The organism is Psychromarinibacter sp. S121, from assembly GCF_049801035.1.
GTDB lineage: Bacteria > Pseudomonadota > Alphaproteobacteria > Rhodobacterales > Rhodobacteraceae > Psychromarinibacter.
In genome coordinates this window covers 383,567-400,570 of the sequence record NZ_JBNAGE010000002.1, presented here as the reverse complement: position 1 = coordinate 400,570, position 17,004 = coordinate 383,567, and the positions used below count along the sequence as shown (strand labels likewise).

19 protein-coding genes, 1 tRNA gene and 1 riboswitch are annotated in these 17,004 nt (G+C 65.7%); of the genes, 8 read left to right on the top strand and 12 right to left on the bottom strand.

Annotated features, from left to right (window positions below):
- Positions 1–13 precede the first annotated feature (13 nt).
- From nrdI to ACP156_RS10230, 11 genes are all read right to left on the bottom strand, one after another.
- Entirely contained in the window at positions 14–427 is a 414-nt protein-coding gene (gene nrdI / locus ACP156_RS10280; protein WP_425051229.1) for a class Ib ribonucleoside-diphosphate reductase assembly flavoprotein NrdI, read from the bottom strand.
- Positions 428–431: 4 nt separating this feature from the next.
- The gene (gene nrdH, locus ACP156_RS10275; RefSeq protein ID WP_425051228.1) at positions 432–653 is read right to left on the bottom strand and encodes a glutaredoxin-like protein NrdH; all 222 of its coding nucleotides are present in this window, start codon (positions 651–653) and stop codon (positions 432–434) included.
- A gap of 98 nt (positions 654–751) precedes the next feature.
- A riboswitch (cobalamin riboswitch) is annotated at positions 752–946 on the bottom strand.
- An 89-nt stretch (positions 947–1,035) separates the two neighbouring features.
- A complete protein-coding gene (locus ACP156_RS10270; protein ID WP_425051227.1) occupies positions 1,036–1,887 on the bottom strand; it encodes a metal ABC transporter permease in 852 nt (283 codons plus the stop codon).
- Positions 1,884–2,768: a metal ABC transporter permease gene (locus tag ACP156_RS10265; protein ID WP_425051226.1), complete on the bottom strand. Its 885-nt coding sequence runs from the start codon at positions 2,766–2,768 to the stop codon at positions 1,884–1,886. Before ACP156_RS10265 ends, ACP156_RS10270 begins: the two co-directional genes overlap by 4 nt.
- Positions 2,768–3,673: a manganese/iron ABC transporter ATP-binding protein gene (locus tag ACP156_RS10260; RefSeq protein ID WP_425051225.1), complete on the bottom strand. Its 906-nt coding sequence runs from the start codon at positions 3,671–3,673 to the stop codon at positions 2,768–2,770. Before ACP156_RS10260 ends, ACP156_RS10265 begins: the two co-directional genes overlap by 1 nt.
- A 98-nt stretch (positions 3,674–3,771) precedes the next feature.
- Entirely contained in the window at positions 3,772–4,680 is a 909-nt protein-coding gene (locus tag ACP156_RS10255; protein WP_425051224.1) for a metal ABC transporter substrate-binding protein, read from the bottom strand.
- Positions 4,681–4,826: 146 nt separating this feature from the next.
- Entirely contained in the window at positions 4,827–5,444 is a 618-nt protein-coding gene (locus tag ACP156_RS10250) for a PqiC family protein (protein ID WP_425051223.1), read from the bottom strand.
- Between the two features lies 1 nt (position 5,445).
- Positions 5,446–7,311, bottom strand: a complete 1,866-nt coding sequence (locus ACP156_RS10245) for an intermembrane transport protein PqiB (protein WP_425051222.1) — start codon at positions 7,309–7,311, stop codon at positions 5,446–5,448.
- On the bottom strand, positions 7,308–7,940 hold the full coding sequence (locus ACP156_RS10240) for a paraquat-inducible protein A (protein WP_425051897.1): 633 nt from the start codon (positions 7,938–7,940) through the stop codon (positions 7,308–7,310). Before ACP156_RS10240 ends, ACP156_RS10245 begins: the two co-directional genes overlap by 4 nt.
- Positions 7,910–8,548 carry a paraquat-inducible protein A gene (locus tag ACP156_RS10235; protein ID WP_425051221.1) on the bottom strand — a complete coding sequence of 213 codons (639 nt, stop codon included), beginning with the start codon at positions 8,546–8,548 and terminating at the stop codon, positions 7,910–7,912. The genes ACP156_RS10240 and ACP156_RS10235 overlap by 31 nt, the downstream gene beginning before the upstream one ends.
- 220 nt (positions 8,549–8,768) lie before the next feature.
- A tRNA-Lys gene (locus ACP156_RS10230) sits at positions 8,769–8,844 on the bottom strand.
- 144 nt (positions 8,845–8,988) lie between these two features.
- Between ACP156_RS10230 and dapF the strand changes: the two genes are divergently transcribed.
- The 5 genes from dapF (at position 8,989) to ACP156_RS10205 (ending at position 12,911) form a co-directional block, all read left to right on the top strand.
- The gene (gene dapF / locus ACP156_RS10225) at positions 8,989–9,789 is read left to right on the top strand and encodes a diaminopimelate epimerase (protein WP_425051220.1); all 801 of its coding nucleotides are present in this window, start codon (positions 8,989–8,991) and stop codon (positions 9,787–9,789) included.
- On the top strand, positions 9,790–11,052 hold the full coding sequence (gene mtaB / locus ACP156_RS10220; RefSeq protein WP_425051219.1) for a tRNA (N(6)-L-threonylcarbamoyladenosine(37)-C(2))-methylthiotransferase MtaB: 1,263 nt from the start codon (positions 9,790–9,792) through the stop codon (positions 11,050–11,052). It abuts the gene before it with no gap.
- On the top strand, positions 11,052–11,675 hold the full coding sequence (locus tag ACP156_RS10215; RefSeq protein ID WP_425051218.1) for an FMN-binding negative transcriptional regulator: 624 nt from the start codon (positions 11,052–11,054) through the stop codon (positions 11,673–11,675). The genes mtaB and ACP156_RS10215 overlap by 1 nt, the downstream gene beginning before the upstream one ends.
- Before the next feature lie 108 nt (positions 11,676–11,783).
- Positions 11,784–12,194, top strand: a complete 411-nt coding sequence (locus tag ACP156_RS10210; protein ID WP_425051216.1) for a c-type cytochrome — start codon at positions 11,784–11,786, stop codon at positions 12,192–12,194.
- A 114-nt stretch (positions 12,195–12,308) separates the two neighbouring features.
- Positions 12,309–12,911, top strand: coding sequence for a glutathione S-transferase (locus tag ACP156_RS10205; RefSeq protein ID WP_425051896.1), 603 nt, complete (start codon positions 12,309–12,311; stop codon positions 12,909–12,911).
- Positions 12,912–13,037: 126 nt separating this feature from the next.
- Here ACP156_RS10205 and ACP156_RS10200 read toward each other — a convergent pair whose 3' ends face one another.
- Positions 13,038–13,721 carry an outer membrane protein gene (locus tag ACP156_RS10200; RefSeq protein WP_425051215.1) on the bottom strand — a complete coding sequence of 228 codons (684 nt, stop codon included), beginning with the start codon at positions 13,719–13,721 and terminating at the stop codon, positions 13,038–13,040.
- A 320-nt stretch (positions 13,722–14,041) separates the two neighbouring features.
- Between ACP156_RS10200 and petA the strand changes: the two genes are divergently transcribed.
- The 3 genes from petA to ACP156_RS10185 are packed head-to-tail and all read left to right on the top strand — an operon-like array spanning position 14,042 to position 16,836.
- Positions 14,042–14,605, top strand: a complete 564-nt coding sequence (gene petA / locus ACP156_RS10195) for a ubiquinol-cytochrome c reductase iron-sulfur subunit (RefSeq protein ID WP_425051214.1) — start codon at positions 14,042–14,044, stop codon at positions 14,603–14,605.
- Positions 14,606–14,617: 12 nt separating this feature from the next.
- Positions 14,618–15,955, top strand: a complete 1,338-nt coding sequence (petB, locus tag ACP156_RS10190; RefSeq protein WP_425051212.1) for a cytochrome b — start codon at positions 14,618–14,620, stop codon at positions 15,953–15,955.
- Between the two features lie 8 nt (positions 15,956–15,963).
- Positions 15,964–16,836: a cytochrome c1 gene (locus tag ACP156_RS10185; protein WP_425051211.1), complete on the top strand. Its 873-nt coding sequence runs from the start codon at positions 15,964–15,966 to the stop codon at positions 16,834–16,836.
- Positions 16,837–17,004 lie beyond the last annotated feature (168 nt).

Genomic DNA, 17,004 nt, shown 5'->3' with positions numbered 1-17,004 from the left:
GACGCCCGCGCCGTCAGGCGGCGGGGCGGAGGCTGTCCCCCATCCGGTCCAGTCCGGACCGGATGCGGGCAATATCGGTGTCGGTCCCGGCAAGCTCGAAGCGGTAAAGCACCGGGACGCCGCATTTCGCGGCGATCACGTCACCCGCGCGGGCGAAGGTGGCGCCGAAGTTGCGGTTGCCGCCCGCAATCACGCCGCGCAGCAGGGCCCGGGTCGCGGGGTCGTTCAGCAGGCGGATCACCTGCTTCGGAACCGCGCCCCGCCCCTCGCCGTCGGCATAGGTCGGGCAGATCAGGACAAAGGGCGCGTCGACCACCGGCATCGGGTCGGACGGGCTGACCGGAACGCGGGCTGCGGGCAGCCCAAGGCGTTCGACCAGCCGCGCCGTGTTCCCGGAGCGCGAGGAATAGTAGACGAGCCCGGGCATGTCCTCAGGAGAGCCGGCCGATCATGTCGGGACGGAAACCGGCCCAGTGATCCTCGCCCGCGACGACGACGGGCGCCTGCCGATAGCCAAGACCCTGCACCATCTCCATCGCATCGGCGTCCTCGGTCAGGTCTACGATGTCGAAATCGATGCCGCGGGCCTCGAGAGCGCGGGTGGTGGCGGTGCACTGCACGCAGGCGGGTTTGGAATACACGGTGATAGTCATCTGCTCTGTCCCTTCTGGTCTGTTTGGTGCGAACCGAAGGGGACACGAAAGCGGGCGCTTCGCGCCTGCCTACGCACCCGGGCCCTCCGCCGCGGTCGTCGTTTTTTGTCGCCTTGGCAGGTCTCCTGACTCCGCGGCTCGGACGCCTTGACCCGCCTTCCCGGTGTTGCCTGACACCAGTGGTTTCGGGCCTTGGCTCGCCGCTGACAGTTGCGGGGGCAGTACCGGATTTTCACCGGTTTCCCTTTTCACCCGCGAGTCACCCCGCGAGCACCAAAGCAACACCATATTGGGCCGACGGCCAGAGTGGTGTCAACATATAGGCGGGGGCACAAGAGAAGAAATCTCGACGTCCCGTCCGGGGTGTGTCTTTCGGACCGCGTCAGCTTTTGGCTTCGATCCGCTTCACCGAAGCAAGCCGCGTCATCCGGACGCGACGCACGAAGGCCAGCAGGAACATGGCCGACAGCAGCAGGATGACGGTCGGCGCCGGGGCGCTGTCGAGAAAGAAGCTAAGATAGGCACCGCCCAGCATCGCGATCAGACAGACGGCGACGGCGGTGACCAGCATCCGTCCGAAACTGCGGACCAGCAGGAATGCGATGGCCCCCGGCGCGATCAGCAGGCCGACTGCGAGAATCAGGCCGGTCGAGGTAAGCGTCGCGACGATGGTCAGCGACAGGATCGTCAGCAGGCCATAGTGCAGCAGGTTCACCCGAAGCCCGCTGGCCTGCGCCTGCGCCGGGTCGAAGGAATGCAGCAGCAGGTCCTTCCATTTCAGCAGCAGCACCGCCGTCACGCCCAGCGAGATCAGCCCGGCGGTCCACAGATCCTGCGGCCCTACGCCAAGCATGTTGCCGTACAGAACGTGATCGAGGTGCTGGTTGGTGTGGATCGAGGTGTAAAGGATCAGCCCCACGCCGAACATGCCAGAGAACACGACACCCATGACGGTGTCCTGCTTCACACGGCTGTTCTCTGACAGATAGCCGGTGGCGACCGCGCAGGTCATGCCCGCCGCGAAAGCGCCGATGATCAGGGGAATACCGGTGATCCACGCCAACACGATTCCCGGCAGGATCGCATGGCTGATCGCGTCGCCCATCAGCGCCCAGCCCTTGAGGACAAGAAAGCAAGACAGCAGCGCCGTCGGCACCGCGACGATGGCGGCGATCAGGAACGCGTTCTGCATGAACGGGAACTGGAACGGCAGCAGCAGGGTGTCGAGGGTCATTCCGCAGGCTCCGGTTTGGCGACGGGCGCAGTCGGCTCAAGCGCCTCTGCCGCAAGCCGGCGGGTCGCCAGCAGGCCGTGTTTCGGCGCGAAGACGAAGGCCGCAAGGAACAACGCCGTCTGCAGCGCCACGATGACGCCGCCGGTGGCGCCGTCGAGGAAATAGCTGATGTAGGCGCCTACGAAACTGGTCAGCGTGCCGATGGCGACCGACAGCAGGATCAGGCGCGGGAAGCGGTCGCACAGCAGGTACGCCGTCGCGCCTGGTGTCACCACCATCGCAATGACAAGAAAGGCCCCGACCGTCTGCATCGCGGCCACCACCGCCGCCGACAACAGCACGAAGAACACCGCCTTCAGCAGGCCCGGGCGCAATCCGATGGACTTGGCGTGGTTCTCGTCGAAGAAGGTGACCATCAGGTCCTTCCACTTCGCCAACAGGATCGCCAGCGACACGAAGCCGATGATCGCCAGTTGCAGCGTGTCCTCGGGCGTGATGGCAAGGATGTTGCCCATCGTTATGGTCTGGATCGACACCGACATCGGATTGATCGAGACAAGGAACAGGCCCAGCCCGAAGAAAGACGTGAAGATCAGCCCGATGATCACGTCGACCTTCAGCCCCGACCGGTCGCTGAGGAACAGCATCGCCCCCGCCGCCAGCCCGCCCGCGATGAACGCGCCCAGCGCGAAAGGCAGGCCGAGGATATAGGCCCCCGCCACCCCCGGAACGACCGAATGCGAAAGCGCGTCGCCGATCAGCGACCAGCCTTTCAACATCAGGTAGGCCGACAAAAAGGCGCAGACCCCGCCGACCAGCGCCGAAACCCACATGGCGTTGGTCATGTAGCCATAGGTGAACGGCTGCAGCAGCAGTTCCATCACGAGTCGTCTCCGCGCACCCGCGTCCGGTCGCCATAGTGAACCAGCGGCCGTTCGTCGTCGGTGAAGATCGTCAGTTCGCGCGGGTCGTCGTCGTGATCGTCGTGCAGGTCGGCACCGCCCAGCGTGAAGTGGCGCAGCACACCGCCGAAGGCCAGTTCAAGGTTCTCGCGGGTGAAGGTCGTCTCGGTCGGGCCGTGGGCTAGGACCGTCCCCTTCACCAGAACGGTGCGGTCGCAGAATTCGGGCACCGAACCAAGGTTGTGGGTCGAGACCAGCATCACCCGGCCCTCGTCCTTCAATTCGCGCAGCAGGGCGACGATCTGCTCTTCGGTCTTCACGTCGACGCCGGTAAAGGGCTCGTCCAGCAGGATCACCTGCCCCTCTTGCGCCAGCGCCCGTGCAAGAAACACGCGCTTGCGCTGGCCGCCGGACAGTTCGCCGATCTGGCGGTGGCGGTAGTCCTGCATGTTCACCCGCTTCAGCGCGGCATCCACGGCCTCGTGATCCGCCGCGCGCGGGCGGCGCAGGAACCCCATGTGGCCGTAGCGGCCCATCATCACCACGTCCTCAACCAGCACGGGGAAGCCCCAGTCGACCTCTTCCGCTTGCGGCACATAGGCGACGAGGTTCTCGCGCAGAGCCTGCTTCACGGTGCGGCCCAGCAATCGGATCTCGCCGGCGGCGGCCGGCACGAAGCCCATGATCGCCTTGAACAGGGTCGATTTGCCCGCGCCGTTCACCCCCACCAGCGCCGTGACCGTGCCGCGCGGGATCTGGAAGCTGGCGTTGTGGAGCGCGGTGTGCCCGTTGCGATAAGTGACGGTCACGTCTCGTGCCAGGATGCCGCCGCCGGGACCGTCTTCCGTCGTGAGTGCGTCGAGTGCCGGGCTGGTGTCGAGCATCGGATGTCCTTTCGGCAGGTGTCCCTGCATCTTTCCTTAGAATAGCATGGCCCTGCGGCCCGGAAAGCCGCAGGGCAGGTCTTGTCGTCGCACCGCAATCAGTTCGTGGTCGACACGAGCCCTTCCGCAACGGTTTCCGAGGTCACGCGCAGCAGGTCGAGGTAGGTCGGCACCGGGCCGTCAGCCTCGGACAGCGAGTCGACATACAGAACCCCGCCGTAGGCAGCGCCGGTTTCGCGCGCGACCTGCTCGGCCGGGGCGGTGTTGACGGTGCTTTCGCAGAAGACCACGGGCACGTCGTGTTCCCGCACCCCGTCGATCACGGCACGCACCTGTTGCGGCGTGCCGGTCTGGTCGGCGTTCATCGGCCAGAGATACAGCTCTTTCATGCCGAAGTCGCGGGCGAGGTACGAGAATGCGCCTTCGCAGGTCACAAGCCAGCGCTGGCCCTCGGGGATCTCGGCGATGCGGTCACGCAAAGGCTCGATGGTCTCGCGGATCTGGGATTTGTAGGCCTCGCCATTCGCCGCGTAGATCTCGGCATTGTCGGGATCCTGCTCCGAGAAAGCGGCGACGATGTTGTCGATGTAGACCATCGCGTTGTCGAGCCCCATCCATGCGTGCGGGTTCGACTGCCCTTCGTAGGCGCCCGATGCGATCGGGATCGCGTCGATGCCTTCGGTCAGCGTGACCGAGGGGACGTCTCCGAGGTTGGCGAGGAACTGTTCGAACCACAGTTCCAGGTTCAGGCCATTCCACAGGATCAGGTCGGCATCGTGGGCACGGACAATATCGCGGGGCGTCGGTTCGTAGCCGTGGATCTCTGCCCCCGGCTTTGTGACGGAAACCACCTCGGCGGCGTCTCCGGCCACGTTCTGAGCCATGTCGGCCAGCACGGTGAAAGTGGTCACGACCTTCATCGGTTCGCCATCGCGGGCGTAAGCGGCGGGCGCCGCCAGCGCAAGCGCGGCAACCGCAGCAAGAAGGTTGGTCGTCAGGGCGCGCATTTAGTTCTCCAGTCTGCGACAGCTTCAAGCATCGTGTTAATGCAAATCATTCTCAAGTGTCAAACGAATTGCGAACCATTCTCATCTATTTCAGCTTCCCTTAAAGTCAACGGGCGCCCGGCCCAAGCCGCGCGCCCGTTCATTCGTCACCGCACAAGATCCCGTGCGATCTGTTCCGACAATCGCGTCAGCGCCGCAGCCTGCGCGTTGGCGATGGCGGCAGGGCCGGTCCCGTCCAGCGCCACGGCGATATCGAAGACACCCACCCGGTCCGGCAGCGGAGCGGGCAGCGATTTGGGCTGGTAGTCAGGGTTGTCGAAGTTGTCCTCCAGCGGCGGTTCTTCCGAGCCGATGAAATACTGACCCGAGATCCGGAACGTGCCCTGATTGGTGGCGATGAAGTTCTCGATCCGCACGTCCACGACACCATCCGGCGGCGCGGGAAGCGGCCACGGCTCTGGCGCGACCTTGGCCGAGGTCATCGCGTTCAGATGCCGCGTCACCGTCAGCGTCGTCGCCCGTTCGGGGTCGTCCGCCCACAGGCCCGAGTTCGACGTCTTCACCACGCCGTTCTTGTCCTGAAACGCGATCTCTTCGTCCGCCGCGTAGGTCGGCAGCGACACGGTCCGCACCAGCAGGGTCGACACCGCGGCGCGCACCCGAAGGTTCGACGGCGGCGAGTCCACAAGATAGCGCGGGCCGCCTTCGCCGCAGGCGGCAAGGGTCAGGGCCGTGATCAGGGTCGCAATAGCTCGGGTCTTCATGTCACCGTCCCAGAATGATCGAGTTCGGGTTCCGTTGCAGCGTGCGCGCAAGGTTGCGCAGCGAGTCCGCCGCTTCGCTGATGCTTCGCAGCGTCGAGAGTGTACTGGTCACCAGCCGCGAGCCGTCGCCGAACGTGCTTAGCGTGGCTTCCGCGCGCAACACCAGCGAATCGAGACGCGCCACCAGCGGCGGCAGCCCGGCGGCGGCGTCCTGCACCGACTCGGCCGCGGCGACCGCGGAATCAAGCGCGCCGTCGATCGACTCGGAAATGCCGGCCTCGCGAATGTCCGCCACCACCTGCCGCGCCTCGTCCAGCATGGCACGTGCTTCCTCCAGCGTCGACTCGAGGTCCGGCACCGCCCCGCGCACGGTCTCAAGCGTTTCGTTCACTTCGGGCACGACAGAGCGCATGTCGTCCAGCGTCTGCGTCACGCCCGGCAGAACGGCGCGGGTATCGTCCGAACTCACGAGGTCGGTCACCGAATCCAGCATCGTCTGCGCCGAGGCGAGGACCTCTTCGATCGGCAGGTCGTTGATCCGCTCGAACACGCCCTGCGCGGTGGCGTTCAGGTCGGCGAAATCCGAATCCGCGGTCGGCAGTTCCGGAGGCCGGCCCTGCCGGTTCACGATCCACGCCGGATCGGCGTCAGGTATCTCGATCAGTTCGACGACAAGCTGGTTCGACAGGATGCTGGCCGATGCAAGCCGGGCGCGCAGCCCCTGCACGACGTAGTCGTCCAGCAGCGCCAGCGCTTCTTCGGTCGTCGCCTCGTCCCCAAGCCCAAGCCGCGCAGGTGACACCGCAAGCGTCGCGTTCAGGCGAACCACTTTGCGGTCTTCGAAATCCTCGGCGACCATCGCAACCCCGGTCACCTCGCCCACAGGCACGCCCTGGAACCGCACCGCGGTCCCTTCGGACAGGCCGCTGACCACACCGTCGAACACGGCAAGCAGTTCCAGCGTCTCTGCGGTGCCGTCGGTCAGCAGGCTGGACTGCGCGGCCTCTTCGTTCGGGAACAGCTGGTACACCTGGCCCGGCTCGATCGGGTCGCCGCCCGACACCAGCGTGTCGAAGCTGACACCGCCCTCGACAAGGGACGCAAGCGACGAGAAGTCCAGCGACACGCCGCCCGGCCCCAGCGAGACAGACACCCCGGAGATGTCCCAGAACCGCGTGTTGGACGACAGCAGCCGGTCGTAGGGCGCGTCGATGAAGGCGCGGATCACCACGCCCTCGCCGTTCGGCGCCAGTTCGGGGCGTTCGACCTCGCCCACGGGGATGCCCTTGTAAAGCACCGGCGCACCGTTCGCGATGGAATTGCCGTCTCGCGCCCGCAGTTCGATCGGCGTGCCGGGACGGGTCGGGTCGACCAGCGGCGCTTCTTCCAGCCCGGTGAAACGGGTCTGGGCCTCGCCCGCCTCGCTGTCCCAGCTGCCTTCGATGTAGACCCCCGACAGAACGGTATCGAGCCCACTGATCCCGCGCACCGAGACCTCGGGCTGGACAACCCAGAACTCTGCATCGTCATCCAGATAGGGGGCCAGCCGCCGGTCCACCCGTACCGCCACGATGACCTCTCCGAGGTCTTCAGAGAAGGAAACCTCTTCCACCGCACCAACGACGACGTCGCGATAGCGCAATTCGGTCCGGTCGGCCCCGATGCCAGAGGCGTTTTCAAACCCGATCTCAATCAGGATGCCGCGCTCGGAATAGCTTTGCCACGCCACGGCAAGCGAGATCGCCAGCGCCAGCAGGGGCACCAGCCAGACGAAAGAAAGCCGCGAAAGCAGCCCGCGCGACCGGCGCCGGACATTGGGCTCTGCCGGAGTCGCACCGGGTGTCGGATCCGTTTTCGGATCGCTCATTTGAACTCCTCGTCCGCGTCCCAGATCAATCGCGGATCAAGGCTTTGTGCAGACAACATCGTAAACGCAACCGACAGCGCGAAACTGACGGCCGCGATGCCCGGATTGATGATAGCTACGGATCCAAGCTGGACAAGTGCGGACAGGATAGCCACCACGAAGACGTCGATCATCGACCAGCGGCCGATGAATTCGACCACCTCGAACAGCTTGTGACGCTGATGGGCGTTCATGACCACCGCTTTCCGCACGCCCAGCGCAAGATAGGCGATGGCGATGAACTTGCCGATCGGGATCAGGATGCTGGCGACGAACACGACGGTCGCCACCATGTAGGACCCGTGATGGAACAGCTCGATCGCGCCGCCGACGATGGTGCTTTCCTCCTTGTCCAGCAGCGTCGCGGTGCGCAGCATCGGATAGATGTTCGCCGGGATGTAGACGACGATGCCAGCGAACAGCCACGCCCAGACCCGCTGCAGCGAATGCGGGTCCCGGCTGCGCACCGGGCCGCCACAGCGGCTGCAGTAATCCGTACCCGCAAGATGCACCAGCCCACAGCGCTGGCAGGCGATAAGCCCCTGCGCGCGGGCCGTGCTCAGGCGCGGTTCTGTTCCAGAGATTTCCATATCGTGTACCGGCACATGGAGTTGTCCTGAAGGACGGTGACGACCACCAGTCCCGCGAATGCCCAGAATGCCGGGCCGAAGCTGACCGTCGCCAGCCCCGCGACTTTCACCAGCGCCACCGAGACGCCGACGATGAAGATCTCGGCCATCGACCACGGGCGCAGGAATTCCGCAAGCCGGAACGCCTCGGACGCACCGGCAAAGGGCTTCCGGTTCCGCACGAGCGGCCAGATGGTGTAGATGATGGCGGCGAACCGGGTCACCGGGATCAGCACGATCAGCATCGCCACCGCGAAGGACAAGGGCAACATCAGCCCGGTCGAGAAGGCAAGGATCGCGTCGATCACCGAGGTGGTGTTGTGCAGCCCTGCGGCTTCCAGCTCGATGAACGGAAAGAACACCGCGCCGACCATCAGGATCACCGCCGTCGTCGCCAGCGACAGCACCCGGAGATACGCATTGGTCCGAGGCGCCGCCAGCACCTGACCGCAGCGGATGCAGGTCGCCGTGTGGTCTTCCGGGATGTCCGGCTCGAAATGCAGCATGTCGCACTGAGGACAGGCGATGAGGGCCCTGCCCTCGATCAAGATCTTGTCGCCATCCAGCATTCGGTGCCTGCCCTCGCCTGCATTTCTAAAACGCGCGAAGCCGCGCGTTAATGACAATCATGTTGTCGATATAGCGCGACACGCAAGCAGGTCCCACGACGGGGCGCAAGGCAGGGGAATCGTTGGAATGTCCGGCTTTGTACCGCGGCCCCGACCCGACGCTCGCGCATGAACGCGATTCGCAGGGGAACGGCTGTCCGTTGTCTGTCCGGAGGTTCAGTGGTGAGCCGTGCAGGATTCGAACCTGCGACCCACTGATTAAAAGTCAGTTGCTCTACCAACTGAGCTAACGGCCCACTCGAGGCGCCTCTCTAAGAAACCCTCCAACCCCGGTCAAGGCCAAAAAGCACACGTAACGTTACGACCTCTGGATTCGTAATCGCTGCGGGGATATATGCGCCGCCATGCGCGACAACGGGCATCATAACGGGCTGGCCTTCATGAAAATGCATGGCCTCGGGAACGACTTCGTGGTGATCGACCGCCGCGCGGGCGGTGCCGTCGTGTCCGAAGTGCTGGCGCGGGCCCTTGGCGACCGGCACATGGGCGTCGGATTCGACCAGCTGGCGACCATCGAAACCGATTCCGAGGCGGATGCGCGGCTGACCTTCTTCAACGCGGACGGCTCCGTCGCCGGGGCCTGCGGCAACGCCACCCGCTGCATCGCCCGCTTCCTGATGGACGACACCGGCCGCGCCGACCTGACCCTGCGCACCGAGCGCGGCCTGCTGACCGCCGAGGACGCCGGCAATGGCCTGACCCGCGTGAACATGGGCGCGCCGCTGCTGGACTGGTCCGAGATCCCGCTGGTGTCCGAGATGGACACGCTGGATCTTCCGATGCCCGGCGCGCCGGTCGCGACCGGCATGGGCAACCCGCATTGCACCTTCTTCGTGAAGGACGCGGAAGAGATCGACCTGGAGGCCCGCGGCCCCGAGATCGAACATCACCCGTTCTTCCCTCAGCGCACGAACGTCCAGTTCGCCCATCTGATCGGCCCCGACCACCTGCGCATGCGGGTGTGGGAACGCGGCGCGGGCGTAACGCTGGCCTCTGGCTCGTCCTCCTGCGCCACAGCGGTGGCGGCGGCGCGGCGCGGGCTGACCGGCCGCCACGTCACCATCACGCTGGACGGCGGCGATATCGACATCGACTGGCGCGACGACGGGGTCTGGATGACCGGGCCGACCGCCCACGTGTTTTCCGGCCACCTGACGGCTGCGTTTCTCGAGGCGCTGTAGATGGACCGCCGCGCCCCCGTCTTCGCCACCCTCGGCTGCCGCCTGAACGCCTACGAGACCGAGGCGATGAAAGAACTCGCCGCCGCGCATGGCGTCGAGGATGCCGTGGTGGTGAACACCTGCGCCGTCACCTCGGAAGCCGTCCGCAAGGCCCGGCAGGAAATCCGCCGCCTGCGCCGCGAGAATCCGAACGCCAAGGTCATCGTCACCGGCTGCGCCGCGCAGACCGACCCCGACAGCTTTGCCGCGATGGACGAGGTCGACGTGGTCGTCGGCAACGCCGAGAAGATGCAGCCGCAAACATGGGCCAACATGGCGCCCGACCTGATCGGCCAGACGGAACCCGTGCAGGTCGACGACATCATGTCGGTGACCGAGACCGCCGGGCACCTGATCGACGGCTTCGGCACCCGGTCCCGCGCCTATGTCCAGATCCAGAACGGCTGCGATCACCGCTGCACCTTCTGCATCATCCCCTTCGGGCGCGGCAATTCGCGCTCGGTGCCTGCCGGGGTGGCGGTGGACCAGATCAAGCGGCTGGTCGAGCGTGGCTATAACGAGGTCGTGCTGACCGGGGTCGACATGACCTCGTGGGGGCAGGACCTCCCGGGCGCGCCGCGGCTGGGCGATCTGGTGATGCGGATTCTCAAGCTGGTGCCGGATCTGCCGCGCCTGCGGATCTCGTCCATCGATTCGATCGAGGCCGACGACAACCTGATGCGCGCCATCGCCGAGGAACCCCGGCTGATGCCGCACCTGCACCTGTCGCTTCAGGCCGGGGACGACATGATCCTGAAGCGGATGAAGCGGCGCCACCTGCGCGACGACGCAATTCGTTTCTGCGAAGAGGCCCGCCGCCTGCGCCCCGACATGACCTTCGGCGCCGACATCATCGCAGGCTTCCCGACCGAGACCGAGTCGATGTTCCAGAACTCGCTGCGTCTGGTCGAGGATTGCGACCTGACGTGGCTGCACGTGTTCCCTTACTCGCCCCGCCCCGGCACTCCCGCCGCGCGGATGCCGCAGGTGAACGGCAAGGCGATCAAGGACCGTGCGGCCCGCCTGCGCGCCGCCGGCGACCTCGCTGTGACGCGGCACCTGGCCGCCCAGATCGGCCGCGACCATGCGGTGCTGATGGAAAACCCGCACATGGGCCGGACCGAACAGTTCACAGAGGTGACCTTCGCCGAACCGCAGGTCGAGGGCAGCATCGTGCCGACGCGGATCGTGGGCGTCGACGGCACCCGCCTGATCGCGGGCTGATGCATCCGAACCCGACCTTCCGGAAAACGGGCCGCGACAGGAACGTGGCCTTCGCCCGCGACCGTGGCTTTGGCACGCTGGCCGTCAACGGCGATCCCGCGCCGCTGCTGGCGCATGTGCCCTTCGTCCTGTCCGAAGACGGCGGCTCTGCCGAACTGCACCTTGTCCGCTCGAACCCGATCACCGCGGCCTGCGCCACCGATCTGCCCGCAGCGCTCGCCGTGCAGGGTCCGGACAGCTACATCTCGCCCGACTGGTACGGCATCGACGACCAGGTGCCCACGTGGAACTACATCGCCGTTCACCTGCGCGGCCGGTTACAGCGGCAGCCGCAGGACAGCCTGCGCCCGATGCTCGACCGACTGTCGGCGCAGTTCGAGGACCGGCTGGCGCCCAAGCCCGCCTGGCTCACCGACAAGATGCCGCCGGACGCGCTGAACCGCATGTTGCGGATGATCGTCCCCTTCGTGCTTCATGTCGAAAGCATCGACGGCACATGGAAGCTGGGCCAGAACAAGGACGACGCCGTCCGCCTGCGCGCCGCCGAAGCGGTCGCGCGCGACGGCATCGGGCAGCTGGTCGAGCAGCTCGCCCACGCGATGCGACATCCGCCCGCCGACTGAGGTCGCCCCGCGCCCACACATTCAAAATGATCTATATCAAGGCGGTCTGACTCGCCCGGTCCCAGACTCGATCCCGAGACGCGCGAGTACGCTGCTAGGGAGGAGACCATGCGGCAGACACTTCTTGCTGTTTCACTCACGGCCATCGCCATGTTCGGCGGGCCACAGGCACAAGCACAGGACGCCGGAATTGGCGGGGGCATCTACGCCCAGTACTGCGCGACATGTCATGGCATCGACGGCACGGGCGACGGCCCGCTCAACGAGTTGATGTCCCAAAGCGCCCCGGATCTGACCAAGCTATCCGAGGCGAACGACGGCGTGTTCCCGATGCTCGAGGTGATTCACATCATCGACGGCCGCACCGGGCTTCGCGCGCACGGCGGACCGATGCCGGTCTATGGCCGTGTGTTCGACGAAGAGCACGGCACCACGATGCAGGGTGACGTCAGCGCGGTTCTCGAAACACGCGGGCGTGTCCTTTCGCTCGCCATGTTCCTGGAATCGCTGCAGCAATAAGGCCCCGCCGGGCCGGATCTCCGCGCCCGGCGGTACGTTTCGCCACAGTGTTGGACAGCCGGGCCTTCCCCGCCTAAGACTTCGGGCAGGGAACAGGAGACCTCGGCCGCCATGATGAAACTGTACGACAGCACCCCATCGCCTTTCTGCCGCAAAGTCCGCGTGCTGCTGCACGAAGCCGGGCAGTCGGACGCCGTGGAACTTGTCCCGACAACCGGAAACCCGGTCGCCGACGAGGCACCTTTCACCGAGAACCCGCTGGGCAAGATTCCCTGCCTCGTCCCCGACGATGGCGGTCCGCTGTTCGACAGCCGGGTGATCTGCCGGTACCTCGATACCCGTTTCGGGGCCGGGCTCTACCCGGAGGACCGGATCTGGGAGGTGCTGACGCTCGAAGCGCTGGCCGATGGCCTGATGGATGCTGCGATCCTCATGGTCTACGAATCGCGCTGGCGCTCCGAACAGGAACGGTCGGCTGCATGGGTCGACGGCCAGTGGTTCAAGGTCACCCGCGCGCTGGATGCCCTGAACGACGGCTGGATGCCCCAATTCGGCGCCCCGCTGGACGCGAGCCAGATCGCGGTCGGCTGCGCGCTTGGCTACCTCGACTTCCGCCACGACGCCCGCACATGGCGCACGGGCCGCGAGGCGCTGGCCGGATGGTACGAAAGCTTCTCGAACCGCGCCTCCATGCAGGCGACCCGCCCCGAGACCTGACCCGCCCTGAATGGGACCCGGTCGACCGTGGCTTCTTCTCTTTGAAAATACCTCGGGGGAGTCGCGCACGGCGCGACGGGGGCAGCGCCCCCTTTCATCCCCAGGACCGGAATCGCGGGAAACGGCTTAGAAGCTGAACGAAACGCCGACGTTGATCGCGTTGGTCACCACGTCGGTCTGCAGAGTGCCGCCGCTTGCAAGGTCCGCCTCGTTCATCGAGTAGGTGCCCTTGTACTCGCCGAACACCGCCCAGTTCTCGGTGAAGCTGTACTTGATGCCCGCAACCGCCTGCAACGCCGTGCCGGTCACCTGATACTCGAACGTCTTGCCGCCCGAGGTCTCGACATCGACATGGGGAATCGCAAGACCGGCGCCGGCGCCGACATAGGGCGTCAGCCGCCCGTCCATCCACTGGCCGGGCCAGCGGTACCAGACGTTCGCGGTGATCGTGTTCAGCCCGTCGGTGAATTCCAGCCGGTCAAAGCCGTTGGTCGCCAGCGTCTCGTCGTCGGCGTAGACCTTGTTGTGCGAGAAATCGAGACCGAAGCCGAGGTTCGGATTGCGTTCCAGCCAGTAGGTCGCACGGAAGCCGTAGTAAGGCGGCATCTCGAACGGGCGGCCTTCCCACGTCGACAGGAAGCTGAAATCCCCCACGCCGCCGGGATCGGTACCCTCGACCCGGCTGTGCGGCGCGGTCTGATAGCCGGTGTAGAAGCTCAGTTCGGTTTCGGCCGCAGCCGGCGCCGCCAGCGTGGCGCCGAAGCCCGCCGCGATGGCAACCGCACCGATGATCTTCCCGACAGCTTTCATGACGTGTTCGCTCCTGTGTCCCGGACCTTGGACCCGAGTGCGGCCACGATCCGGATGTTTCTCCGCATGTGACGCTTCGCGCGGCGGAATTCAAACCCCTATCGCTACAAAACTCTGCGATATGGGATGTCGGGAACAGAATTTCCGCGAAAGTCGGAAAATCCGTGGCGTTCCGCGACAATGCGCCCCATGCATCGGCGAATGGCCGCTTTACGCGTCTGGGGCTTCCGCCTATTACGGCGTGGCATGCAGGTGCGGCCCGTCCGCGCCTCGATCGGTAATGCGGGTCGGGCTCCCGGCCCAGGAATGGAGAAACGCTCGTGTCCCACGCAGAAGACCACGAAGGCACGCGTCGCGACTTTCTGTACTACGCGACAGCCGGCGCCGGTGCGGTGACCGTCGGCGCGGCTGTCTGGCCGCTCGTCAACCAGATGAACCCCTCGGCCGACGTTCAGGCGCTCAGCTCGATCCGTGTCGACATCAGCGGCGTTGCGGAAGGCACCCAGTTGACCGTCAAATGGCTCGGCAAGCCGGTCTTCATCCGGCACCGCACCGCGGACGAAATCGAAAGCGCGAACTCGGTCGACATCTCGTCGCTGCCCGACTCGAACGCGCGGAACGCCAACCTCGCGGCTGACGCCGACGCATCCGACGCCAACCGCGCGCTGGACGGCGAAGAGAAGTGGCTTGTGATGATGGGCGTCTGCACGCACCTCGGCTGCGTGCCGCTGGGCGACGGCGCCGGCGACTTCGGCGGGTGGTTCTGCCCCTGCCACGGCTCGCACTACGACGCCGCAGGCCGCATCCGCCGCGGCCCCGCGCCTGAAAACCTGCCGGTCCCGGTCGCCGCCTTCGACGGCGAGACGACCATCGTGCTCGGATAAGGGAGGAACAGCATGTCCGGAATTCCCCACGACCATTACGAGCCGAAATCCGGCTTCGAGAAGTGGCTCGACAAGCGCCTCAAAGTCGTCGCGCTCGTCTATGACACCCTGATGATCCCCACGCCCAAGAACCTGAACTGGATGTGGATCTGGGGCATCGTCCTCGCCTTCTGCCTTGCGCTGCAGATCGGCACCGGCATCGTTCTGGCGATGCACTACACTCCGCATGTCGACAACGCCTTCGCGTCGATCGAGCACATCATGCGCAACGTGAACGGCGGTCACATGATCCGCTACGTTCACATGAACGGCGCCTCGCTGTTCTTCTTCGCCGTCTACCTCCACATCTTCCGCGGTCTCTACTACGGCTCTTACAAGGCCCCGCGCGAGGTGACGTGGATCGTCGGCATGCTGATCTACCTGCTGATGATGGGCACCGCCTTCATGGGCTACGTGCTGCCGTGGGGCCAGATGTCGTTCTGGGGCGCCACCGTGATCACCGGCCTGTTCGGCGCGATCCCGTTCATCGGCGAATCGATCCAGACCTGGCTGCTGGGCGGACCGGCCGTGGACAACGCCACGCTGAACCGCTTCTTCTCGCTGCACTATCTGCTGCCCTTCGTCATCGCGGGCCTCGTGATCGTGCACATCTGGGCCTTCCACTCGACCGGGAACAACAACCCCACGGGTGTTGAAGTCCGCCGCACCTCGAAAGCCGAGGCGCAGAAGGACACGCTGCCGTTCTGGCCCTATTTCGTGATCAAGGACCTGTTCGCCCTGGCGATGGTCCTGGTGGTCTTCTTCGCGATCGTCGGCTTCATGCCCAACTACCTGGGCCACCCCGACAACTACATCGAGGCGAACCCGCTCGCGACGCCCGCCCACATCGTGCCCGAATGGTACTTCCTGCCGTTCTACGCGATCCTGCGCGCCTTCACCGGCGACGTCTGGGTGGTGATGTTCGCAAGCTGGATCACCGGCGGCATCGTCGACGCCAAGTTCTTCGGCGTGCTGGCGATGTTCGGCGCGATCGCGGTCATGGCGCTGGCCCCGTGGCTCGATACCTCGTCGGTCCGCTCGGGCAAGTACCGCCCGATGTTCAAGTGGTGGTTCTGGCTTCTGGCCATCGACTTCGTCGTCCTGATGTGGGCCGGCGCGATGCCCGCGGAACCGCCCTACTCGACCATCTCGCTGATCGGGGCCACCTACTGGTTCGCCTACTTCCTGGTGATCCTGCCCCTGCTCGGCGTGATCGAGAAACCGCTGGCGCGTCCCGCGACCATCGAAGAGGACTTCGCCGAGCATTACCCGCAGTCCGATGCGTCGGGCGACGTGAAACCGGCCGAGTGAGAAAGGCGATGAAGATGATCCAAGCCAAGACCCTTTCCGCCGCCGCGCTCGCCGCGCTTCTGGGCCTGACGCCGCTTGCCGGCTGGGCCCAGGAGGACCACGGGGAAGAGGACAGCCACGCCGCCGAGGAAGAGCACGCGGATGCGTCTCATGCCGAGGGGCACACGACCGACTACGCCTTCTCGTTCGAGGGCCCGTTCGGCGCCTACGACCAGTTCCAGCTGCAACGCGGCCTACAGATCTACACCGAGGTCTGCTCCGCCTGCCACGGGCTGCAGTACGTGCCGCTGCGCACCCTGCATGACGAGGGCGGTGTCGGTCTTCCCGAGGATCAGGTCCGTGCCTATGCGGCCCAGAACTTCGAGGTCTACGACGCCGAGCTGGACGATTACCGTCCCGCAACTCCGACCGACCACTTCCCGGCGAACACCTCGGTCGGCGCGCCCGACCTGTCGCTGATGGCAAAGGGCCGTGCGGGCTTCCACGGCCCCTACGGCACCGGCATCAGCCAGTTCGTCAACGGCATGGGCGGCGCCGAGTACATCGCCTCGCTCCTGACCGGCTACACCGGCGAGGAGAAAGTCGAAGCCGGCGTGACCCTGTACGAGAACACCGCCTTCCCGGGCGGCTGGATCGGCATGGCCCCGCCGCTTTACGGCGAGGATGTCGACTTCGAGGACGGCGCGCCCAATGACATCGCAGCCGAGGCGCAGGACGTCGCGGCCTTCCTGATGTGGGCGGCGGAACCGAAGATGATGGCCCGCAAGCAGGCCGGCTTCACCGCCGTGATCTTCCTGATCCTGCTGACCTCGCTGCTGTACCTGACCAACAAGCGGCTGTGGAAGCCGGTCAAGAAGGGCGGCACCACGCCTGCCGAGTGATCCGGCCCGCACGAAACACCGAAACGCCCGCCCTCACCGGCGGGCGTTTTGTTTTGGCGGACACCGGACGCAAGGCGCCGGTTCTTTGCAAAGCCGCTTCTTCTCTTCTCAAATACCTCGGGGGAGTCGCGCACGGCGCGACGGGGGCAGAGCCCCCTTACGCCCCAC

Bases quoted from the DNA above. Each gene is read 5' to 3' on its own strand.
- nrdI (WP_425051229.1), bottom strand. From the start codon at position 427: ATGCCCGGGCTCGTCTACTATTCCTCGCGCTCCGGGAACACGGCGCGG.
- nrdH (WP_425051228.1), bottom strand. From the start codon at position 653: ATGACTATCACCGTGTATTCCAAACCCGCCTGCGTGCAGTGCACCGCC.
- ACP156_RS10270 (WP_425051227.1), bottom strand. From the start codon at position 1,887: ATGACCCTCGACACCCTGCTGCTGCCGTTCCAGTTCCCGTTCATGCAG.
- ACP156_RS10265 (WP_425051226.1), bottom strand. From the start codon at position 2,768: ATGGAACTGCTGCTGCAGCCGTTCACCTATGGCTACATGACCAACGCC.
- ACP156_RS10260 (WP_425051225.1), bottom strand. From the start codon at position 3,673: ATGCTCGACACCAGCCCGGCACTCGACGCACTCACGACGGAAGACGGT.
- ACP156_RS10255 (WP_425051224.1), bottom strand. From the start codon at position 4,680: ATGCGCGCCCTGACGACCAACCTTCTTGCTGCGGTTGCCGCGCTTGCG.
- ACP156_RS10250 (WP_425051223.1), bottom strand. From the start codon at position 5,444: ATGAAGACCCGAGCTATTGCGACCCTGATCACGGCCCTGACCCTTGCC.
- ACP156_RS10245 (WP_425051222.1), bottom strand. From the start codon at position 7,311: ATGAGCGATCCGAAAACGGATCCGACACCCGGTGCGACTCCGGCAGAG.
- ACP156_RS10240 (WP_425051897.1), bottom strand. From the start codon at position 7,940: ATGGAAATCTCTGGAACAGAACCGCGCCTGAGCACGGCCCGCGCGCAG.
- ACP156_RS10235 (WP_425051221.1), bottom strand. From the start codon at position 8,548: ATGCTGGATGGCGACAAGATCTTGATCGAGGGCAGGGCCCTCATCGCC.
- dapF (WP_425051220.1), top strand. From the start codon at position 8,989: ATGAAAATGCATGGCCTCGGGAACGACTTCGTGGTGATCGACCGCCGC.
- mtaB (WP_425051219.1), top strand. From the start codon at position 9,790: ATGGACCGCCGCGCCCCCGTCTTCGCCACCCTCGGCTGCCGCCTGAAC.
- ACP156_RS10215 (WP_425051218.1), top strand. From the start codon at position 11,052: ATGCATCCGAACCCGACCTTCCGGAAAACGGGCCGCGACAGGAACGTG.
- ACP156_RS10210 (WP_425051216.1), top strand. From the start codon at position 11,784: ATGCGGCAGACACTTCTTGCTGTTTCACTCACGGCCATCGCCATGTTC.
- ACP156_RS10205 (WP_425051896.1), top strand. From the start codon at position 12,309: ATGAAACTGTACGACAGCACCCCATCGCCTTTCTGCCGCAAAGTCCGC.
- ACP156_RS10200 (WP_425051215.1), bottom strand. From the start codon at position 13,721: ATGAAAGCTGTCGGGAAGATCATCGGTGCGGTTGCCATCGCGGCGGGC.
- petB (WP_425051212.1), top strand. From the start codon at position 14,618: ATGTCCGGAATTCCCCACGACCATTACGAGCCGAAATCCGGCTTCGAG.
- ACP156_RS10185 (WP_425051211.1), top strand. From the start codon at position 15,964: ATGAAGATGATCCAAGCCAAGACCCTTTCCGCCGCCGCGCTCGCCGCG.